Origin of the sequence: Tardiphaga sp. 37S4, from assembly GCF_021044645.1 — a bacterium.
In the GTDB taxonomy this organism is placed as follows: Bacteria; Pseudomonadota; Alphaproteobacteria; order Rhizobiales; family Xanthobacteraceae; genus Tardiphaga; species Tardiphaga robiniae.
This window is the reverse complement of record NZ_CP088008.1, coordinates 4,530,287-4,547,463: the sequence shown is the minus strand read 5'-3', so window position 1 is coordinate 4,547,463 and position 17,177 is coordinate 4,530,287. Positions and strand designations below refer to the sequence as shown.

The following is a 17,177-nucleotide window of genomic DNA, read 5'->3' as shown; positions in this document are numbered from 1 at the left end:
GGCTCTATTCTGGAATAGGATTGATCCGCCTTGGTCGCTCGTGGCGCGCCGTGGTTTAAACTGGAACTTCGCAATGTTCGACGCCCAATGCGATCTGGCTGCACTTGTCTATGACAAGGATCAGGATCCCGACGCAGTGTTGCACACCTTCGCGGCGGATTTGAGCAAGCAGGGCGTTCGCGCCGTCGGATTGGTGCAACTCGGGCATCGCGAATTCGACGTGCCGAAGCTGACTGCGGTCATGCTGCACACCGGTGCGCACGTGCGCTTGTTTCAGGATCTCGGTCCCGGCGCCAAGGGCTGCAAGCTCGATGTCGGACAATTGCTCGATGCCGGCACGCAGGTCGCCGACGCCATCGACGAGGGCGCCGATCTCGTCATCATCAACCGGTTCGGCAAGCAGGAGCGCGAGGGCAAGGGGCTCGCTTATCTGATCGAGCGCGCGCTCTCTAGCGATATCCCCGTGGTGATCGCCGTGCCGTCGCATCGCTTTGCCGAATGGATTGCATTTGCCGATGGCATGAGCGTGAAGCTGCATTGCGATCGCGAGTCGCTCGATGGCTGGTGGGCAAAAGTCTCTTGCCGCACCGAGGGACTGATACGTCAGGACCATCGCAGCGTTTGCGAAGTGCTGAAATAGAATTCCATCAACGCGCAGTCGTCAATCGTCCGAATACCGTTGCTCCTGCCACGGATCGCCGCGGTTGTGATAACCGCGGACTTCCCAATAGCCGGGCTTGTCGTCGCCGACGAACTGGATGCGCTGCAGCCACTTGGCGCTCTTCCAGAAATACAGATGCGGCACGATCACCCGCACCGGGCCGCCATGATCGCGCTCGATCGGGGAGCCCTGCCACGAATGCGCCAGCAGTGCGTCTTCGGCAGCGAAATCTTCCAGCGACAGGTTGGTGGTGTAGCCGTCATGGGATTCCAGCACCACAAAGCGCGCCTCGGGCTTCGGCTGGCACGCATCCAGCAGCGCACGGGTCGAAAGACCTTCCCACTGGTTGTCGTAACGCGACCAGGTGGTGACGCAATGGATGTCTGAGATGAAGGTCGATTGCGGCTGCGCGCTGAACTGGCCGAAATCCCAGAACAGCGGCGTCTCGACGGCGCCGTAGACATCGAGCCGCCAGCGCTCGCGGGGGATGTTTGGCGTGATGCCCAGATCCAGCACCGGCCAGTCCTGGGTCAGATGCTGGCCGGGCGGGAGCCGCTGGTCGTCCGGGCGCGCAATCTTGCCGGTGAGAAACCGGCCTTCGCGCGCCCAGCGCTGTTTGGTCTGCGTCAGCTTGGATTCCGGCGGGGTGTGATCCTCGGTCATGGCTGACGCTCCTTGGCTAGACGTTGACCGTCACTCGTGACGGTGCATCGCCGACTTGTGCTTGGTGTCGCGCATGGTGGCGTAAATCAGCAGCGACAGGAAGATCATGCCCGACAGGTAATAGTAGAACCACTGTTCATGACCGATCTGCTTGAAGTACAGCGCGATCGCCGGCGCCGTTCCGCCGAAGATTGACACCGTCAGCGCATAGGGCACGCCGACGCCCAGCGCACGGATATTGGTCGGGAACAGTTCGGCCTTCACCACCGCATTGATCGAGGTATAGCCGGCCACGAAGATCCAGGCGCCGCAGATCAGCAGGAACGCCGTGAATGGCGACTTGGTGGTCTGCAGCGTGGTGAGGATCGGAACAGTCGCCAGCGTGCCGGCAACGCCGAAGAAGATCAGCAGCGGCTTGCGGCCGATGCGGTCGGAGATCGCGCCATAGATCGGCTGCAGCAGGCAGGCGAATATCAGCGTGCCGAAGATCACCGTGGTGGTCTGGTCCGCGGTGAGGCCGACCGAGAGCTTGACGAAGGTCTGCATGTAGGTGGTGAAGGTATAGAACGCTGCGGTGCCGCCCGCGGTGAGGCCGACAACCAGCAGCAATTCGCGCGGATAGGCCATCAGCGCGCGCAGCGAACCCATTGGCTTGGCCTGCTTCTTCGCTTCAACGAACTGGTCAGTCTCGTGCATGTCGCGACGCATCACGGCGGTGAAGACCGCAAGACCAGCGCCGATCACGAACGGAATGCGCCAGCCCCAGTCCTTTAGCTCCTGCTCGGTGAGGAATACCTTCTGCAGCAGCAGGAGAACGATGATCGCGGTCAGCTGGCCGCCGATCAGCGTGACGTACTGGAAGCTCGAATAGAAACCGCGATGCTTGGGATCGGCAACTTCCGAGAGATAGGTGGCGCTGGCGCCGTATTCGCCGCCGAGGCTGAGGCCTTCGATGATGCGGGCGAGCGCGAGCAGGATCGGTGCCGCGATGCCGATGGTGGCATAGGTCGGCGTGCAGGCGATGATCAGCGAGCCGAAGCACATGCACAGGACCGAGATCGTCAGCGATATACGACGGCCATAGGTGTCGGCGAGATAGCCGAACAGCCATCCACCGAGCGGCCGCATCAGGAAGGTGGCGGCAAACAGCACAGCCGCATTGAGCTGCTGAACGACGGGGTCGGAGTTCGGGAAGAAGGCCGGCGCGAAATACAGGGCGAAGGCGGTGTAGGCGTAGAAGTCGTACCATTCGACGAGATTGCCCATCGAGCCGATGAAGATCGCCTTGATGCGTTTTTTGGCGTCGTCGAAATGGAGTTTGCCGTCCGCCGGCGGTGCGAATGAATCTGCCACGTAGAACCCTCGTATTCCGTGAAATGAAATGTCCCGTTGCCACGCGCGGCACGAAAAGCCAATGCCGCGGAATGCATTGCTGCTGGCAGGATCGTTCTGTCAGGCGATGCGTGCATCCCGCCTGCGGCCACGCATGAGTAGCCTTGACGTGCGACAATGTGGCTTAGACAAAAGTCTATATAGGGCAGTGGTACTCCGGGCGGTCCTGCCCAAAGGCGTCGACGAGCGAGTATGAGGGCGGAGTTCCGTTACTTCGCCGGACGCGGATCGATCGGCGTGGAATCGCGCAGACCGAGAATGTCTTCCAGCACGCGTGCGCCGGCGAGCAGTGAGGCTTCGCCGCGCGGCGGGCCGACGACCTGCAATCCGACCGGCAGACCCTTGGAGGTGAAACCGCAAGGCATCGACAGCGCCGGGCAGCAGGTCAGGGTGATCGCATAGACGATGCCCAGCCATTGCACGTAGTTGTCGAATTTGGTGCCGTTGCATTCGGCGAGATAGCGCTCCTCGATCGGGAACGGTGGCGTGATGGTCGCCGGGCACAGCAGCAGGTCGTATGTCTGGAAGAACTCGTAGGCCCGCGCCGCCAGCGTGACACGCTGCGCCTCCGCCTTGGCCAGGTCATCGACCGTGAGCTTTAGGCCTTGCTCGATGTTCCAGATTACTTCTGGCTTCAGCTGATCGCGCTTGTCGCGGAGCAGCTGGAGCTTCGAGATCGCGAAGTCATAGGCGCGCAGCACGTGGAAGCATTCGTGGGCTTCGCGCAGATCGGGATGTGCTTCCTCGACGATGACGCCGGCGTCGGCGAATGCCATCGCTGCCTTGCGGGTGATGGCGACCACTTCGGGATCGACCGGGGTGATGCCGAGATCCGGCGAATAGGCGATCCGCTTCGGCTTGGTGCCGGCGCGCACGGCCGAGCGGAATGAGGTCGGCAGTTTCGGCAGCGAGATCAGATCGGCAGGATGTTCGCCGCTCATGGCGTCGAGCATCAATGCGAGGTCTTCCACGGTGCGGGCCATCGGGCCCTGCACGCTCACCATCCGGGCGAGCGCCACGGCGGGCGTGGACGCAACGCGGCCGACGCTCGGACGCAGGCCGACGATGCCGCAGAAGCTGGCGGGATTACGCAACGAGCCACCCATGTCCGAGCCATGGGCAATCCACGCCGTGCCGCTGGCAAGTGCTGCCGCGGCGCCGCCGGACGAGCCGGCGGCCGACTTCGACAGGTCCCACGGATTCAGCGTCGCACCGAACACTTCGTTGAACGTATTGGCGCCCGCGCCGAATTCAGGCGTGTTGGATTTAGCATAGATCACGCCGCCGTTTTCTTCGAGGCGTTCGACCAGCACGTTGGACTTGGTTGGCACAACGTCCTTGTAGATCGGCGATCCCTGCGTGGTGCGTACGCCGGCCACCGCAGTGAGATCCTTGATCGGCACCGGCAGGCCGGCAAGGATGCCGCGTTCGCCGAGCGGCTTCTTCATCAATTCCTTCGCGTGATCGCGGGCGCGATCGAAACACAGGATCGGCAGCGCGTTGACCTGGCCGTCGACGTCCTTGATGCGGGCTTCCAGCGCGTCCAGCAGGTCGAGCGGCGTCACCGTCCCGGCATTGAGTTGATCGACCACGGCGCAGGCCGTTGCTTTGATGAGGTCTTGCTGAGAGGCCACGCACGTCTCCAATTTCGGATGCAGAGCAATTCGTATGTTTGGGATGTCGATCCCGACGTAGCCGTGTAGACCATTTTCTGGATAAATGGGACTCGCAGGCAGTATCGCCTCACACAATGCAGGGATGCAACCATGAGTAAGCCTTTCGGCGATTCCAACTGGCGCGCGATGACGCGCGAGCAGCTCGATGCCGGTCTGAACAACTCGACTGCCGTTGCGGGCAGCGCCGACATCGCCGCCGGATGGGGCCAGCGCTCTGACGCGATGAAGGCGAAGTATCCCGCGCATCTCGACGTCGCCTATGGCCCGCGCGAGCGCAACAGGTTCGATTTCATCAAGGCCGCCGACGGCGGGCCGACACTGCTGCTGATCCATGGTGGCTACTGGCAGATGCGCTCGAAGGATTTTTTCACCTGCTTCGCTGCAGGTCCCATCGCCCACGGTATCAACGTCGCTGCAATTGGTTACACACTCGCGCCGGATGCGACGCTGGAGGAGATCGTGGCCGAGATGCATGCCGGCGTCGATGCGCTGGTTGAGAAGCTTCCCTCGCTCGGCGGCGATCCGAACCGCATCGTGGTGTCCGGCTGGTCCGCCGGTGGTCATCTCACCTCGACAACGCTGTCGCATCCGAAGGTGAAGGGCGGCGTCGCCATTTCGGGCATCTACGATCTCGAGCCGATCCGCGCGTCCTATTTGAATGAAAAGCTGAAGCTGGACGAGGCGATGTCGAAGCGGCAGTCGCCGCTGCTGCAGGATGGCGGCCCGAACAAGCCGCTCGCGCTGGTGGTTGGCGGCGGCGAATTGCCGATCCTGCGCCAGCAGACGGCGGACCTTGCCGTGCACCGGGCAAAGTACGGTCTGCCGGTGAGCTATGAGGAGATCCCGGGCGCGGATCACTTCTCCATCATGAAAGAGCTGGAATCGCCGACGGGGCGGATCACGACGCTGATCAAGGAATTGGTCGCGCGGATTTAAAATCAGACCAGAAACTTGAATATGCGAGACGTCTCCCGGCGCCGCTCGTCAGCGCCGGGATTGTGTTGTCTACAGCCCCTGTCCGCCCGATACCTCGATCCGCTGTGCGTTTACCCAGCGATTATCCTCCGACAGCAGGCTCGCGATCATCGGTCCGATATCGTCGGGCAGGCCGACGCGGCCGAGGGCGGTCATGCCGGCGATCGTCTTGTTGATGTCCGGATTGTCACGCACGGCACCGCCGCCGAAATCGGTTTCGATTGCGCCGGGCGCGACCGTGTTCACCGTGATCCGGCGGCTGCCCAGTTCCTTCGCCATATACATGGTCATCACCTCAATGGCGCCCTTCATCGCGGCATAAGCAGCATAGCCGGGGAGGCACATGCGGGTCAGCCCGGACGACAGGTTCACGATGCGGCCGCCGTCCGCGATCAGTGGCAGCAGTGTCTGCGTCAGGAAGAACACGCCTTTGAAATGGACATTCACCAGCCCATCGAACTGCGCCTCGGTGGTATCGGCGATCAGTGCATAATCCCCGTGTCCGGCATTGTTCACGAGATGCTCGAACGTCTCGCGCGACCAGGTTTCGCGCAGCGCTGTCCGCAGACGCTCGGCGAAATCCGCGAAGCCCGCCACCTTCCCGGTGTCGAGCTGAAGCGCCACCGCCTTGCGGCCCATGCGCTGGATTTCGGAGACGACAGCCTGTGCGTCTTCGCTGCGGCTTTGATAGGTGAGGACGACATCGCCGCCGTGACGGGCGATGTTGAGAGCGGTATTGCGGCCGAGACCGCGGCTGGCGCCGGTAACGAGGGTAATCTTGGTCATGGTCAGCTCCTGTGGTGTGACCATTCCGATATCGCCCCGACGAACCAGTGCTAGTTGCCCGAAGCTCGACGTTCCTTGCCTAATCCTCCAAAATCATGTGCTGGCGCATTTGCGATGATGTAGGCTGGGCCTCATGACCACGCTTCTCAATGCCGTTCGCCGTTACACAGAGACCCATGCTGATAGTGCCGGCATCGCGACCACGCCGATCCTCGGCCTTGCTGCCGTGCGCGCAACCACGCCCAGCGACATTGTCCACGCGATCTTCCAGCCGCTGATCTGCCTCGTCGTGCAGGGCACCAAGCATGTCACCATGGGCACGGAGAGTTTTGTCTTCGCCGCCGGGGATTCGCTGATCATCACGGCCGACGTTCCGATCGTTAGCCAGATCACGCGGGCGAGCATTGCCGCGCCCTATCTCTCGCTGGTGTTCGAACTTGATCTGGCCGTGATCGCCGAACTGGTTGTCGAGATGAAAGCGGAGCCAAGCGCCGATCTCGCGCGTGTCCGAGTCGAGCCCACCGATGCCGAAGTTGCGGACGCGGCGTTGCGGCTGATGCGCTTGCTCGATCGTCCGGCGTCATTGCCGGTGCTGCGCGCGCAGCTGGTGCGCGAGATGCATTACTGGCTGCTGGCCGGTCGCCACGGGCCGGCGATCCGACGGCTTGGCTGGCCGGATAGTCACGCACAACGTGTCGCGCGCGCGGTCGCGGTGTTGCGCACCGAGTTCGCGCGGCCGGTGCTGGTCGAGCGTCTTGCAGATGTTGCGGGCATGAGCCCGTCATCATTCCACCAGCATTTTCGCACGGTGACCTCACTCACGCCGCTGCAGTTCCAGAAGCAGTTGCGCCTGATCGAGGCGCGGCGGCTGATGTTGTGGGAAGGCGCGGCCGCGAGCAGCGCGGCCTTCGCCGTCGGTTATGAGAGCGTGCCGCAATTCACCCGCGAATATGGCCGCATGTTCGGCGCGCCGCCGGTACGCGACATCGAGGCTGCGCGTGACAAGGCACGCGCTGTCGCATGATCGGGAGCGTCACGATTTTCTAGTACGTACGCGCCAAACAGAAAGCGACGACCTGCTCCAGCGGGGTTTTCATCGGTGACGGAAACAGTGCGGGCGCATTGACGGCCATGGCGCCGGAATGCCGCGCCGCTCATTCGATTGCGGCGACGCGAATGGGACGTGTTCCGACCGGAGCGCCGGTCTCGCGGTCGATGGTAACGGGATCGATCTCCGTTCCGGTCTCGGCGTCGAAGAACCGGGTGACGTCGCCCCCGCCGCGATGCTTGCGTCCCCACGCGCCGATCGCAAATAGCACCGGCAGAAAGTCGCGGCCGGCTTCCGTCAGCACATATTCGTCCCGTGGCGGACGCTCGGAATAGCGACGTTTCTCCAGCAGCCCTTCGTCGGTCAGGGCTGAAAGACGCCCCGTCAGCATCGTTGGCGCGATACCGAGGCCTTTGCGGAAATCATCGAAGCGGGTCAGCCCCGCATGGGCGTCGCGCATGATCAGCATGCTCCATGCGTCCCCCACTACCGCAAGGCTTCGGGCAATCAGGCACGGCTGGTCCGAAAGATTCTTCATGTCGATATCTTTTTAGTAGTGACTTACTATTAATTCGATAGTAACACCGTCTCCAAGGATGTTCCACGATAAAATGAAGGCAGAAGCGATGAGTACAGGAGAGCGCAGCCGTGTCGGGTTGGCGACAGCACAGGTGCTGCGGCAATGGAGCAAACAATGACGAGTGCTCCTGGCAACGTCGGATCTGGTGTGCGCTACGTTGAGGCGCCCAATCTCTCCATCAACGTCGGAGGAACTGCCTTCGCCTATCGAGATCTAGGCCCCCGGGGCGGCGTGCCGCTCGTTCTCCTCAATCATTGGGGAGCGGTGCTGGACAATTTCGACCCGCGGATCGTTGACGGCCTCGCCAGCAAACACCGCGTGATCGCGACCAACTATCGCGGCATCGGTGCGTCGGGCGGAACAGCACCTGTGACTATCGACGAAATGGCGCGCGACGCGATTGCCCTGATCCGGGCGCTGGGTTTCGAGAAGGTCGATCTGCTCGGCTTTTCCCTCGGCGGATTTGTGGCGCAGGATGTTGCGCTCAAGGCTCCCGGTCTTGTGCGAAAGCTCATCCTGACTGGCACCGGTCCTGCGGGCGGCAAAGGTATCGATAAGGTCGGAGCGGTGTCCTGGCCGCTCATGATCAAGGGTCTGCTGACGCTACGCGACCCGAAATTGTATCTGTTTTTCACATCTACGGCCAATGGTCGCCAGGCCGCGAAGGCCTTTCTGAAGCGGTTGAAGGAACGCAAGGCGGACAGGGACAAGGGCCCGACTCCTGGCGCCTTCCTGCGGCAACTCAAGGCAATCAAAGCCTGGGGCCGACAGGCGCCTCAGGATCTCGGCCGTATCAAGATCCCCGTCCTGATCGCGAATGGCGACAACGATATCATGGTCCCGACTGTGAACAGCACCGACTTGGCCGAACGCATCCCCGGAGCGCAACTGGTGATCTACGAAGACGCCGGGCATGGCGGGATATTCCAGTACCACGCTGATTTCGTGCCGAAGGCTCTTTCCTTCCTGAGCGATTGGCGCCGCTGCTAACTTGAGATTGGAGAAAGCCCATGAAGGCATTCGTCGTTGATAAGTACAAAAAGAAGGGCGCTCTGCGCCTGGCCAACGTGCCCGAACCGGAAGTGCAGGACACTGATGTTCTGGTCCGGGTTCACGCCACAGCTGTGAACCTGCTGGATTCCAAGCTCCGGGATGGAGAGTTCAAACTTATTCTTCCCTATCGTCCGCCTTTCATCCTGGGTCACGACGTCGCCGGAACGGTTGTCAGGACAGGATCCAGGGCCAGCCGGTTCAAGGTGGGCGACGAAGTCTATGCGCGGCCGCGCGATCATCGGGTCGGTACATTCGCCGAATTCATCGCCATCAATGAAGCTGACGTGGCGCTGAAGCCGAAAAACCTCAGCATGACGGAAGCGGCATCCATCCCGCTGGTGGGGCTGACGGCGTGGCAGGCGCTGGTCGAAGTGGGCAAGGTAAAGCCCGGCCAGAAGGTCTTCATTCAGGCCGGCTCCGGTGGTGTCGGGACTTTTGCAATCCAGCTCGCCAAGCATCTCGGCGCTACAGTCGCGACGACGACCAGTGCAAAGAATGCCGAACTGGTCAAAAGTCTCGGGGCGGATGTGGTCATCGACTACAAGACGCAGGACTTCGAGAAGGTCCTGTCGGGCTACGATCTTGTGCTGAATAGTCAGGATCCAAAGACGCTCGATAAATCTCTGGGTGTGCTCAAGCCGGGCGGCCAGCTCATTTCCATTTCTGGTCCGCCCGATCCGGCTTTCGCCAAGGAAGCCGGTCTGAACCTGTTCCTGAAACTGGTCATGCGCCTGCTGAGCCGAGGGGTCCGAAAAAAGGCTAAGGGCCTCAGTGTACGCTATTCATTCCTGTTCATGCGCGCGCAGGGGCAGCAGTTGAGCGAGATTACGTCCCTGATCGAAGCCGGCGTGATCCGGCCGGTCGTCGATAAGGTGTTCCCGTTCGAGAACACCGGGGATGCGCTGGCCTATGTCGAGACCGGCCGCGCGAAGGGCAAGGTGGTCATCGCGGTGCAGTGAGGTCTGGCTTAGTGCGTCCGTGCCAGACAGAACGCCACGACCTGCTCCAGTGCAGTCTTCATCGGTGACGACGGAAACAGCGCCAGCGCATCGACGGCCATGGCGCCGTAATGCTGGGCGCGGTTGATCGTGTCTTCCAGCGCGCGGTGCTTGGTCATCAGGCCGATGGCGTGATCGAGGTCGCCTTCGCCGATCTCGCCGCGCTCCAGCGCCTTGATCCAGAATTCGCGCTCGGCGTCGTTGCCGCGGCGGAAGGCGAGCACCACGGGCAGGGTGATCTTGCCCTCACGGAAATCATCGCCGACATTCTTGCCGAGCTTGGCAGCCTTGCCGCCGTAATCGAGCACGTCATCGATGAGCTGGAAGGCGATGCCGAGATTCATGCCGACCGAACGGCAGGCGGTCTGCTCGGCCTTCGGACGGTTGGCGATCACCGGGCCAACTTCGCAGGCGGCAGCAAACAGTTCGGCGGTCTTGCCGCGGATGACCGCGAGATATTCGTCTTCGGTAGTGGCGGTGTTCTTGGCGGCGGCGAGCTGCATCACTTCGCCTTCGGCGATGGTGGCGGCAGCCGAGGATAGAATATCGAGCGCGCGCAGCGAGCCGACTTCAACCATCATGCGGAAGGCCTGGCCGAGCAGGAAGTCGCCAACAAGAACGCTGGCCTCGTTGCCCCACAGCATGCGCGCGGACAGCTTGCCGCGGCGCAGTTCGCTCTGGTCGACCACGTCGTCATGCAGCAGCGTCGCGGTGTGCATGAATTCGACGGACGCCGCGAGCTTGATATGGCCGTCGCCGGTGTAGCCGGTGAGGTTGGCCATCGCGAGCGTCAGCATCGGGCGCAGCCGCTTGCCGCCCGACGAGATCAGGTGGTTGGCGACCTCGGGGATCATGGTGACTTCCGAGCCGGTCCGCGACAGGATGGTCGCATTGACGCGCTCCATGTCAGAGGCGACAAGGCTGACCAACTGGTCGATCGACGCTGTCGCGTGACTCTCGAAGGGAACAATCACCGCCACGCTGGGCTCTCCGAATTACAAGGGCGCTTCGTCGGGCCATGAAAAAGGCAGGCACTGGCAGCGCTCATATTCAAATAGGGCGAATTCACGTTGAAAACAGGTGTCCCCATCTGCTGAATTGCCGTCGACCGATATCGGGCCGCACAATAGAAACTGCGCAGCGGCGCGGCAAGGGCATCGGAACCTTGACTTCCCCATAGATACACACCCGGTTACTGGCAGGGAGCGACCTCCAATTGCGCGAAATCATGCGGACGAACGATGTGGTGCTGGTCTCGGCGGTGGGCGCGCTGCTCGACGGCGCGAATATCCACCATCTGGTGCTGGACCAGAATATGAGCGTGATCGAGGGATCGCTGGGCATCATTCCGCGCCGGATCCTGGTGCATGAAGACGATGACCTGCAGGCGCGCCGCGTGCTGACGGATGCCGGACTGGCCCACGAGTTGCGGCCGCAGGATTGATGTGATGGCTGACGCGATCGTGACCACGGAGGACGGCTTCCTGGGTGGCCAATTGCGGCTGCGGCAGCCGAAATCCGGTCATCGCGCCGGCCATGACGCGATCCTGCTGGCTGCTGCAACCTCGGCGCAAGCCGGACACAAGGTCGTCGATTTTGGATCAGGCGTGGGGACGGCCGGTCTGGCGCTGGCGCGGCGTGTCCCCGGCCTGTCCCTGACGCTGGTCGAGATCGATCCGCAACTGGCTGAACTGGCGAGGGAAAATGCTGCAGCGAATGGTATTGCTGCGGATGTCGTGACGCTCGATATTGCCGCAAGCGCGGAGCTGTTCGCTGCCGCAGGCCTGCCGCAAGACAGCGCCGACGCGGTGCTGATGAATCCACCCTTCAACGATCCCGCGCGCCATCGCGCCTCGCCGAACAAATCGCGCGAGATCGCCCATGTCGCGACGGAAGACACGTTGCAGACATGGATTCACGCGGCGCGGCGGCTGCTCAAATCCGGCGGCGTGCTGACATTGATCTGGCGGGCGGACGGATTGCCCGATGTGTTGACTGCGCTGGACCGCGGCTTCGGGAGTGTCGCAATCATGCCGGTGCATGGCGATGCGGAGGCGCCGGCGATCAGGGTGTTGGTGCGTGCTGTGAAGGGTGGCCGCGCGCCTGCGGCAATTGAGCCCGGCATCTCGCTGCGGGATGCGGATGGCGCGCCTGATCTCCATATCCAGCGCGTGCTGGCCGGGCAGGCGGTTCTGCCGTGGTCGTCGCTTCGGGCATCGCTCTAGGCGATGCCGCAGTCAGCGTGTTGTTTATTGAGGAGCTGTTTCGGAACGTTTCTGCGGCGTCGACGTGAAGTGGATCGCCGTAAGCAGCGTACCGATGATCAGCATGAGCAGATAGATTTTCATGTCTTCTCCCGCTGCGGCGTAAAGGCCTGTTATGGTTTTCAAACGCTGAAAGCGTCTCTCGGTTCAATGACAGCAGCGTGATAAGAGTTGGTTAATGTCGAGGAAATTTGAATGAGCGAATCCAATTTAAAAGCGGCGATCACAAGGCTGCTGCCTGCGCGTTTCCGTCGCGCATCTGCAGTCGTGCCGGTGGTGCGTCTGTCCGGCACGATCGGCGCCGTCACGCCGCTGCGGCCGGGATTGTCGCTCGCAGGCGTCGCGAGGCTGCTGGACAAGGCATTTGCGACGAAGAATGCCAAGGCTGTTGCGCTGGTGATCAATTCACCGGGCGGCTCGCCGGTGCAGTCGCGGCAGATCTATCTGCGCATCCGCCAGCTCGCGGCGGAGAAGAAACTACCGGTGTTCGTGTTCGTGGAGGACGTCGCGGCGTCCGGCGGCTACATGATCGCCTGCGCCGGCGATGAAATCTTTGTCGATCCGTCATCGATCGTCGGCTCGATCGGTGTCGTCGGCGGCACCTTCGGTTTTCAGGAATTGATCAAGAAGATCGGTGTGGAGCGGCGTCTCTATACGGCGGGTGAGCACAAGGCGATGCTCGATCCGTTCCTGCCGGAAGATGCCGATGATGTGGCGCGGCTGAAATCGCTTCAGCGCGAAATCCACGCCATCTTCATCAATCTCGTGAAGGAGAGCCGCGGTGCCCGGCTGAAGGGCGCCGAGGATGTGCTGTTCTCCGGAGAATACTGGGCCGGCGAAAAATCCATCACGCTGGGCCTCAGTGATGCCATTGGCGATCTGCGCTCGGTGCTGCGTGCCCGCTATGGCGACAAGGTGCAGATGCCGGTGATCGCGCAGCCATCTGGCATGTTGTCGGGTCTGCTCGGCCGCAAATCGGGCGCGGGCTCGCAGCTCTCGCTCGACGGATTTTCGGGATTACCCGAGCAGCTGATCTCGGCGCTGGAGACTCGCGCGCTGTGGTCCAAATACGGCTTTTAGCAGGACGGTATTGCGCGGCATTTGGTGGCTTAAAAGCTAATTGCAGGAATCCGGCGGTTGCGCGAGACTATCGGCAGGGGGCTTGAGATGAACGACAGGAATCGACAGATGCCGCCGCTGGTCGCACTTGCAGGCGCGCTTGGGAGCGCAGCCGTTGTCCGCTGGGCCTATAGAACCGCCAAGCGGATCAATCATGAACTGGAAGCGGCCCGCCAGGCGCGGGTCGCCGAACGCAGTGGGACCACGGACGTCCCGACCCTGCGCCGTGATCCCGTCACGGGCGCCTATCGGCCGGGCTAGGAGCCGCAAACCGGGCCCCAAAACATTTGCGCCGGCCTGAGGACGGGGCACGTCCTCGAGACCGGCGACAAAGTTGGGCTTTCAGGCTTGGAGGTCCCTTGGCCCTGGAGATTTGGACAACTTAAGACTTGGAGGTCTCCGGTCCGTGCAACCGTCGTTGCCGGACCGTTCAATGGGGCAAGTCCCGACGACCGGGTTCGTTCCCACCGATGCCATTCAGGATAGTGCGCCGGACTTAACGACTAACCCTGCTGATCAGGCGATGTGCCGGCGCGGTTACCCGTCGGTTACCGCCAAATCGGGCCGCATTGCCTTGATTCCGCAAGGCCGCGCCGATACGGTCCGCGCGCTTTGATCCGCCTTGATCCCCTTGGCGAATCCCCGGAAAAACGGCCCAGAAACCACCATGGACTCCCTGCCTCCGCACATGCGCCCGGAACGTTCGTTCCAGGGCTTCATTCTCGCTCTGCAGCGGTTTTGGGCCGAGCAGGGCTGCGTGATCCTGCAGCCCTACGACATGGAAATGGGCGCCGGCACCTTCCATCCCGCGACGACCTTGCGCGCGCTGGGGCCGAAGCCCTGGAAGGCCGCCTATGTGCAGCCGTCGCGCCGGCCGAAGGATGGCCGTTACGGCGAGAACCCGAACCGGCTGCAGCATTATTACCAGTTCCAGGTGATCATGAAGCCGTCGCCGGCGAACCTGCAGGACCTCTATCTCCAGTCCCTCAAGGCCATCGGTATCGACACCGCCTTGCATGACGTGCGCTTCGTCGAGGACGACTGGGAAAGCCCGACTTTGGGTGCATGGGGTCTCGGCTGGGAATGTTGGTGCGACGGCATGGAAGTCAGCCAGTTCACTTACTTCCAGCAGGTCGCGGGCGTCGAATGCGCGCCGGTGTCGGGCGAACTCACTTACGGTCTCGAACGCCTCGCAATGTATGTGCAGGGCGTCGACCGCGTTTACGATCTCAACTTCAACGGCCGCGACGGCGCCGACAAGGTGACCTATGGCGACGTCTTCCTGCAGGCCGAGCAGGAATATTCCCGGCACAATTTCGAACATGCCGACATCGTGATGCTGTTCGAGCAGTTCAAGATGGCCGAAGCCGCCTGCAAAAAGTATCTCGACGCCGGCTGGAAGAGCGACAAGCGCGAAGAACATCTGATGGCGCTGCCGGCCTATGACCAGTGCATCAAGGCCAGCCATGTCTTCAATCTGCTCGATGCGCGCGGCGTGATCTCGGTCACAGAACGCCAGAGCTACATCATGCGCGTCCGCGAACTCGCCAAGGCCTGCGGCGAAGCGTGGGTGCATACCGAAGCCGGAAGTGCTGCCTGATGCCTGATCTTCTCCTCGAACTGTTTTCCGAAGAAATCCCCGCCCGCATGCAGGCCAAGGCGGCGGAAGACCTGCGCCGCATGGTCACTGACCGACTGGTTGCCGAAGGTCTCGTTTATGAAGGCGCCAAGGCCTTTGCGACGCCGCGTCGTCTGACGCTCACGGTGCATGGCATTCCCGCGCGCCAATCCGACCTCAAGCAGGAGCGCAAGGGACCGCGCGTCGGCGGCGCCGAAGCCGCGATCCAGGGTTTTCTGAAAGCCACCGGCCTCGCCTCGTTGGATGAGGCCAAGATCCAGCGCGATCCGAAGGGCGATTTCTACATCGCGCTGACGGAAAAGCCGGGCAAGCCGACGGTCGATGTACTGGCCGAAATTCTCCCGATCATCATCCGCACCTTCCCGTGGCCGAAGCAGATGCGCTGGGGTGCGGCTTCCGCGAAATCCAGCGCGCTGACCTGGGTGCGTCCGCTACATTCCATCGTCGCGACCTTCGGCATCGAGACCGAAGAACCGGAAGTGGTGCAGTTCGACCTCAGCGGTGTCAGTGTCGGCCAGACCACCTACGGCCATCGCTTCCTTGCGCCTGATGCGATCCAGGTGCGCCGCTTCGACGATTACGTATCGAAGCTGCAGGCCGCGAAGGTCGTGCTCGATCCCGAGCGCCGCAAGGAGATCATCCTGGCCGATGCGCGGCAGCTCACGTTCGCGCAGGGCTATGAGCTGGTCGAAGACCCCGCGCTGCTCGACGAAGTCGCGGGCCTGGTCGAATGGCCTGTGGTGCTGATGGGCTCGTTCGACAAGGACTTCCTGTCGATCCCGGACGAGGTGATCCGCGCCACCATCCGCGCCAACCAGAAATGCTTCGTGGTCCGCGATCCTAAGACGGGCAAGCTGACCAACAAGTTCATCATCACCGCCAATATCGAGGCGAGTGACGGCGGCACGGCGATCATCGCCGGCAACGAGCGCGTCATCCGCGCGCGCCTGTCGGATGCGAAGTTCTTCTACGAGACGGATCTCAAGAACTGGAAGTCGAAATCGACCGACGAGTTACTGCAGAAGTTCGACCAGATCGTGTTTCACGAGAAGCTGGGTACGCAGGCGGAGCGCATCAAGCGCATCGAGCGTTTGGCCGTCGAGATCGCGCCGTTGGTCGGTGCCGATCCTGTCAAGACCAAGCGTGCCGCGCAGCTCGCCAAGGCTGATCTGCTCACCGAAGTCGTCGGCGAATTTCCCGAGCTGCAGGGCTTGATGGGGAAATACTATGCATTGGCTCAGGGTGAGGATGCTGCTGTAGCTGCAGCGTCGGAAGACCATTGGAAGCCCCAAGGGCAGGGAGACAGCGCGCCGACCGATCCCGTGAGCATCGCGGTCGCTCTTGCCGACAAGATTGATACACTAGTGGGCTTCTGGGCCATCGACGAAAAACCGACAGGGTCAAAGGATCCGTTCGCACTGCGTCGTGCGGCGTTGGGTGTTATTAGGTCGATTGTTGATGCGCAGGTCCGCCTCTCGTTGGTCGATATTTTCTCCAGCGCTATAGAGCCATTTGTCCGGTTGGTCCACGTCATCGAACCTAGTCAGAACCAAGTGCGAATCGCTTTGTACGTCGGAGGTGCCGAGGTCATTGCTCGATATGTTGCTATTACTCGTCCTATCACCGAGGAAAAGGTCGCTCCTTACCGGCAAGAGGTCCTAGCAACCTACAAGCGCAATCTATCTGAGAATCTTCTCACCTTCTTCGCAGACCGCCTTAAGGTCCAACTACGCGATCAAGGCGCGCGTCACGATCTTGTCGATGCGGTGTTTGCTCTTGGCGGTCAGGACGATCTCTTGATGATCGTTCGCCGCGTCGAGGCGCTCGGGAAGTTCTTAGAGACTGACGATGGTAAGAACTTGCTTGCAGGTACCAAGCGAGCTTCAAACATTCTTGTAATTGAAGAAAAGAAAGACAAACGAACGTTCGAGGGCAATCCCGATCCATCACTGATGGCAAATGTGATCGAGCAGCATCTTTGGAACACGATCCAAAGTACGGTTGCCGATGCAAATTTTCATCTCGGGAGAGAGGACTTCGAGTCTGCGATGGAGTCTTTATCGACACTGCGCAGTGCGGTTGACTCGTTTTTTGCCAAGGAGAGCGGCATCAAGGTCAATGACGACGACGCGGCGGTCCGCGAAAATCGTCTGAAGCTGTTGAACGAGATCCGCGCGGCGACGCGTGCGGTGGCGGATTTCTCGAAGATCCAGGATTGAGACGGAGGCCGGTATACCGTCCTCTCTACGTCATGGCCGGGCTTGTCCCGGCCATCCACGTCTTCCTGTGCACGCTGCCAAGGCGTGGATGCCCGGGACAAGCC

General features: G+C 61.7%; 17 protein-coding genes and 1 pseudogene. 11 read left to right on the top strand and 7 right to left on the bottom strand.

Annotated features, from left to right (window positions below; genetic code table 11):
* The first annotated feature begins 73 nt into the window (after window positions 1–73).
* Window positions 74–640: a DUF2478 domain-containing protein gene (locus tag LPB73_RS21620; protein WP_175368711.1), complete on the top strand. Its 567-nt coding sequence runs from the start codon at window positions 74–76 to the stop codon at window positions 638–640.
* A gap of 21 nt (window positions 641–661) precedes the next feature.
* Here the strand turns inward: LPB73_RS21620 and LPB73_RS21615 are convergent, their stop codons facing one another.
* The 3 genes from LPB73_RS21615 to LPB73_RS21605 all read right to left on the bottom strand — a co-directional run bounded on the left by LPB73_RS21615 (window position 662) and on the right by LPB73_RS21605 (window position 4,350).
* Window positions 662–1,324, bottom strand: coding sequence for a sulfite oxidase-like oxidoreductase (locus LPB73_RS21615; protein WP_089262482.1), 663 nt, complete (start codon window positions 1,322–1,324; stop codon window positions 662–664).
* A gap of 30 nt (window positions 1,325–1,354) precedes the next feature.
* Window positions 1,355–2,590 carry an MFS transporter gene (locus tag LPB73_RS21610; protein WP_120289104.1) on the bottom strand — a complete coding sequence of 412 codons (1,236 nt, stop codon included), beginning with the start codon at window positions 2,588–2,590 and terminating at the stop codon, window positions 1,355–1,357.
* A gap of 335 nt (window positions 2,591–2,925) precedes the next feature.
* On the bottom strand, window positions 2,926–4,350 hold the full coding sequence (locus LPB73_RS21605; protein WP_120288385.1) for an amidase: 1,425 nt from the start codon (window positions 4,348–4,350) through the stop codon (window positions 2,926–2,928).
* Window positions 4,351–4,482: 132 nt separating this feature from the next.
* On the opposite strand from LPB73_RS21605, the gene LPB73_RS21600 reads away from it, so the two are divergent.
* Window positions 4,483–5,328, top strand: coding sequence for an alpha/beta hydrolase (locus LPB73_RS21600; RefSeq protein WP_120288386.1), 846 nt, complete (start codon window positions 4,483–4,485; stop codon window positions 5,326–5,328).
* 69 nt (window positions 5,329–5,397) lie between these two features.
* On the opposite strand, the gene LPB73_RS21595 is transcribed toward LPB73_RS21600, so the two are convergent.
* Entirely contained in the window at window positions 5,398–6,153 is a 756-nt protein-coding gene (locus LPB73_RS21595) for an SDR family oxidoreductase (RefSeq protein WP_231078125.1), read from the bottom strand.
* 133 nt (window positions 6,154–6,286) lie between these two features.
* Here LPB73_RS21595 and LPB73_RS21590 point away from each other — a divergent pair, with 133 nt between their 5' ends.
* Entirely contained in the window at window positions 6,287–7,177 is an 891-nt protein-coding gene (locus LPB73_RS21590) for an AraC family transcriptional regulator (RefSeq protein WP_231078124.1), read from the top strand.
* 19 nt (window positions 7,178–7,196) lie between these two features.
* On the opposite strand, the pseudogene LPB73_RS21585 reads toward LPB73_RS21590, so the two are convergent.
* Window positions 7,197–7,304 (bottom strand): annotated as a pseudogene (locus LPB73_RS21585) (polyprenyl synthetase family protein); the annotation flags it as partial.
* Between the two features lie 3 nt (window positions 7,305–7,307).
* Entirely contained in the window at window positions 7,308–7,739 is a 432-nt protein-coding gene (locus tag LPB73_RS21580; protein WP_231078123.1) for a winged helix-turn-helix transcriptional regulator, read from the bottom strand.
* A 156-nt stretch (window positions 7,740–7,895) separates the two neighbouring features.
* On the opposite strand from LPB73_RS21580, the gene LPB73_RS21575 reads away from it, so the two are divergent.
* Both LPB73_RS21575 and LPB73_RS21570 read left to right on the top strand, forming a co-directional pair.
* The gene (locus LPB73_RS21575; RefSeq protein ID WP_231078122.1) at window positions 7,896–8,771 is read left to right on the top strand and encodes an alpha/beta fold hydrolase; all 876 of its coding nucleotides are present in this window, start codon (window positions 7,896–7,898) and stop codon (window positions 8,769–8,771) included.
* Window positions 8,772–8,791: 20 nt separating this feature from the next.
* Complete coding sequence (locus LPB73_RS21570) at window positions 8,792–9,793, top strand: NADP-dependent oxidoreductase (RefSeq protein WP_231078121.1); 1,002 nt, start codon at window positions 8,792–8,794, stop codon at window positions 9,791–9,793.
* Between the two features lie 8 nt (window positions 9,794–9,801).
* Here LPB73_RS21570 and LPB73_RS21565 read toward each other — a convergent pair whose 3' ends face one another.
* The gene (locus LPB73_RS21565; RefSeq protein WP_068733162.1) at window positions 9,802–10,812 is read right to left on the bottom strand and encodes a polyprenyl synthetase family protein; all 1,011 of its coding nucleotides are present in this window, start codon (window positions 10,810–10,812) and stop codon (window positions 9,802–9,804) included.
* A gap of 236 nt (window positions 10,813–11,048) precedes the next feature.
* Between LPB73_RS21565 and LPB73_RS21560 the strand changes: the two genes are divergently transcribed.
* The 6 genes from LPB73_RS21560 (at window position 11,049) to glyS (ending at window position 17,073) form a co-directional block, all read left to right on the top strand.
* Window positions 11,049–11,276, top strand: a complete 228-nt coding sequence (locus LPB73_RS21560; RefSeq protein ID WP_068733164.1) for a DUF2007 domain-containing protein — start codon at window positions 11,049–11,051, stop codon at window positions 11,274–11,276.
* 4 nt (window positions 11,277–11,280) lie between these two features.
* Complete coding sequence (locus LPB73_RS21555; RefSeq protein WP_231078120.1) at window positions 11,281–12,057, top strand: tRNA1(Val) (adenine(37)-N6)-methyltransferase; 777 nt, start codon at window positions 11,281–11,283, stop codon at window positions 12,055–12,057.
* A gap of 234 nt (window positions 12,058–12,291) precedes the next feature.
* Complete coding sequence (locus tag LPB73_RS21550; protein ID WP_231078119.1) at window positions 12,292–13,176, top strand: S49 family peptidase; 885 nt, start codon at window positions 12,292–12,294, stop codon at window positions 13,174–13,176.
* A 108-nt stretch (window positions 13,177–13,284) separates the two neighbouring features.
* On the top strand, window positions 13,285–13,476 hold the full coding sequence (locus LPB73_RS21545; RefSeq protein WP_231081215.1) for a hypothetical protein: 192 nt from the start codon (window positions 13,285–13,287) through the stop codon (window positions 13,474–13,476).
* Window positions 13,477–13,882: 406 nt separating this feature from the next.
* Entirely contained in the window at window positions 13,883–14,815 is a 933-nt protein-coding gene (locus LPB73_RS21540; protein WP_231078118.1) for a glycine--tRNA ligase subunit alpha, read from the top strand.
* Window positions 14,815–17,073 (top strand): glycine--tRNA ligase subunit beta, encoded by a 2,259-nt coding sequence (gene glyS / locus LPB73_RS21535; RefSeq protein ID WP_231078117.1) that lies wholly within the window; start codon window positions 14,815–14,817, stop codon window positions 17,071–17,073. The genes LPB73_RS21540 and glyS overlap by 1 nt, the downstream gene beginning before the upstream one ends.
* Window positions 17,074–17,177: the final 104 nt, after the last annotated feature.

What these genes read in the sequence shown, in the direction of transcription:
- LPB73_RS21570 (WP_231078121.1), top strand. Translation starts at nt 8,792, where the DNA reads ATGAAGGCATTCGTCGTTGATAAGTACAAAAAGAAGGGCGCTCTGCGC.
- LPB73_RS21545 (WP_231081215.1), top strand. Translation starts at nt 13,285, where the DNA reads ATGCCGCCGCTGGTCGCACTTGCAGGCGCGCTTGGGAGCGCAGCCGTT.
- LPB73_RS21620 (WP_175368711.1), top strand. Translation starts at nt 74, where the DNA reads ATGTTCGACGCCCAATGCGATCTGGCTGCACTTGTCTATGACAAGGAT.
- LPB73_RS21595 (WP_231078125.1), bottom strand. Translation starts at nt 6,153, where the DNA reads ATGACCAAGATTACCCTCGTTACCGGCGCCAGCCGCGGTCTCGGCCGC.
- LPB73_RS21610 (WP_120289104.1), bottom strand. Translation starts at nt 2,590, where the DNA reads ATGGGCAATCTCGTCGAATGGTACGACTTCTACGCCTACACCGCCTTC.
- LPB73_RS21550 (WP_231078119.1), top strand. Translation starts at nt 12,292, where the DNA reads ATGAGCGAATCCAATTTAAAAGCGGCGATCACAAGGCTGCTGCCTGCG.
- LPB73_RS21590 (WP_231078124.1), top strand. Translation starts at nt 6,287, where the DNA reads ATGACCACGCTTCTCAATGCCGTTCGCCGTTACACAGAGACCCATGCT.
- LPB73_RS21555 (WP_231078120.1), top strand. Translation starts at nt 11,281, where the DNA reads ATGGCTGACGCGATCGTGACCACGGAGGACGGCTTCCTGGGTGGCCAA.
- LPB73_RS21575 (WP_231078122.1), top strand. Translation starts at nt 7,896, where the DNA reads ATGACGAGTGCTCCTGGCAACGTCGGATCTGGTGTGCGCTACGTTGAG.
- LPB73_RS21580 (WP_231078123.1), bottom strand. Translation starts at nt 7,739, where the DNA reads ATGAAGAATCTTTCGGACCAGCCGTGCCTGATTGCCCGAAGCCTTGCG.
- LPB73_RS21615 (WP_089262482.1), bottom strand. Translation starts at nt 1,324, where the DNA reads ATGACCGAGGATCACACCCCGCCGGAATCCAAGCTGACGCAGACCAAA.
- LPB73_RS21540 (WP_231078118.1), top strand. Translation starts at nt 13,883, where the DNA reads ATGGACTCCCTGCCTCCGCACATGCGCCCGGAACGTTCGTTCCAGGGC.
- glyS (WP_231078117.1), top strand. Translation starts at nt 14,815, where the DNA reads ATGCCTGATCTTCTCCTCGAACTGTTTTCCGAAGAAATCCCCGCCCGC.
- LPB73_RS21600 (WP_120288386.1), top strand. Translation starts at nt 4,483, where the DNA reads ATGAGTAAGCCTTTCGGCGATTCCAACTGGCGCGCGATGACGCGCGAG.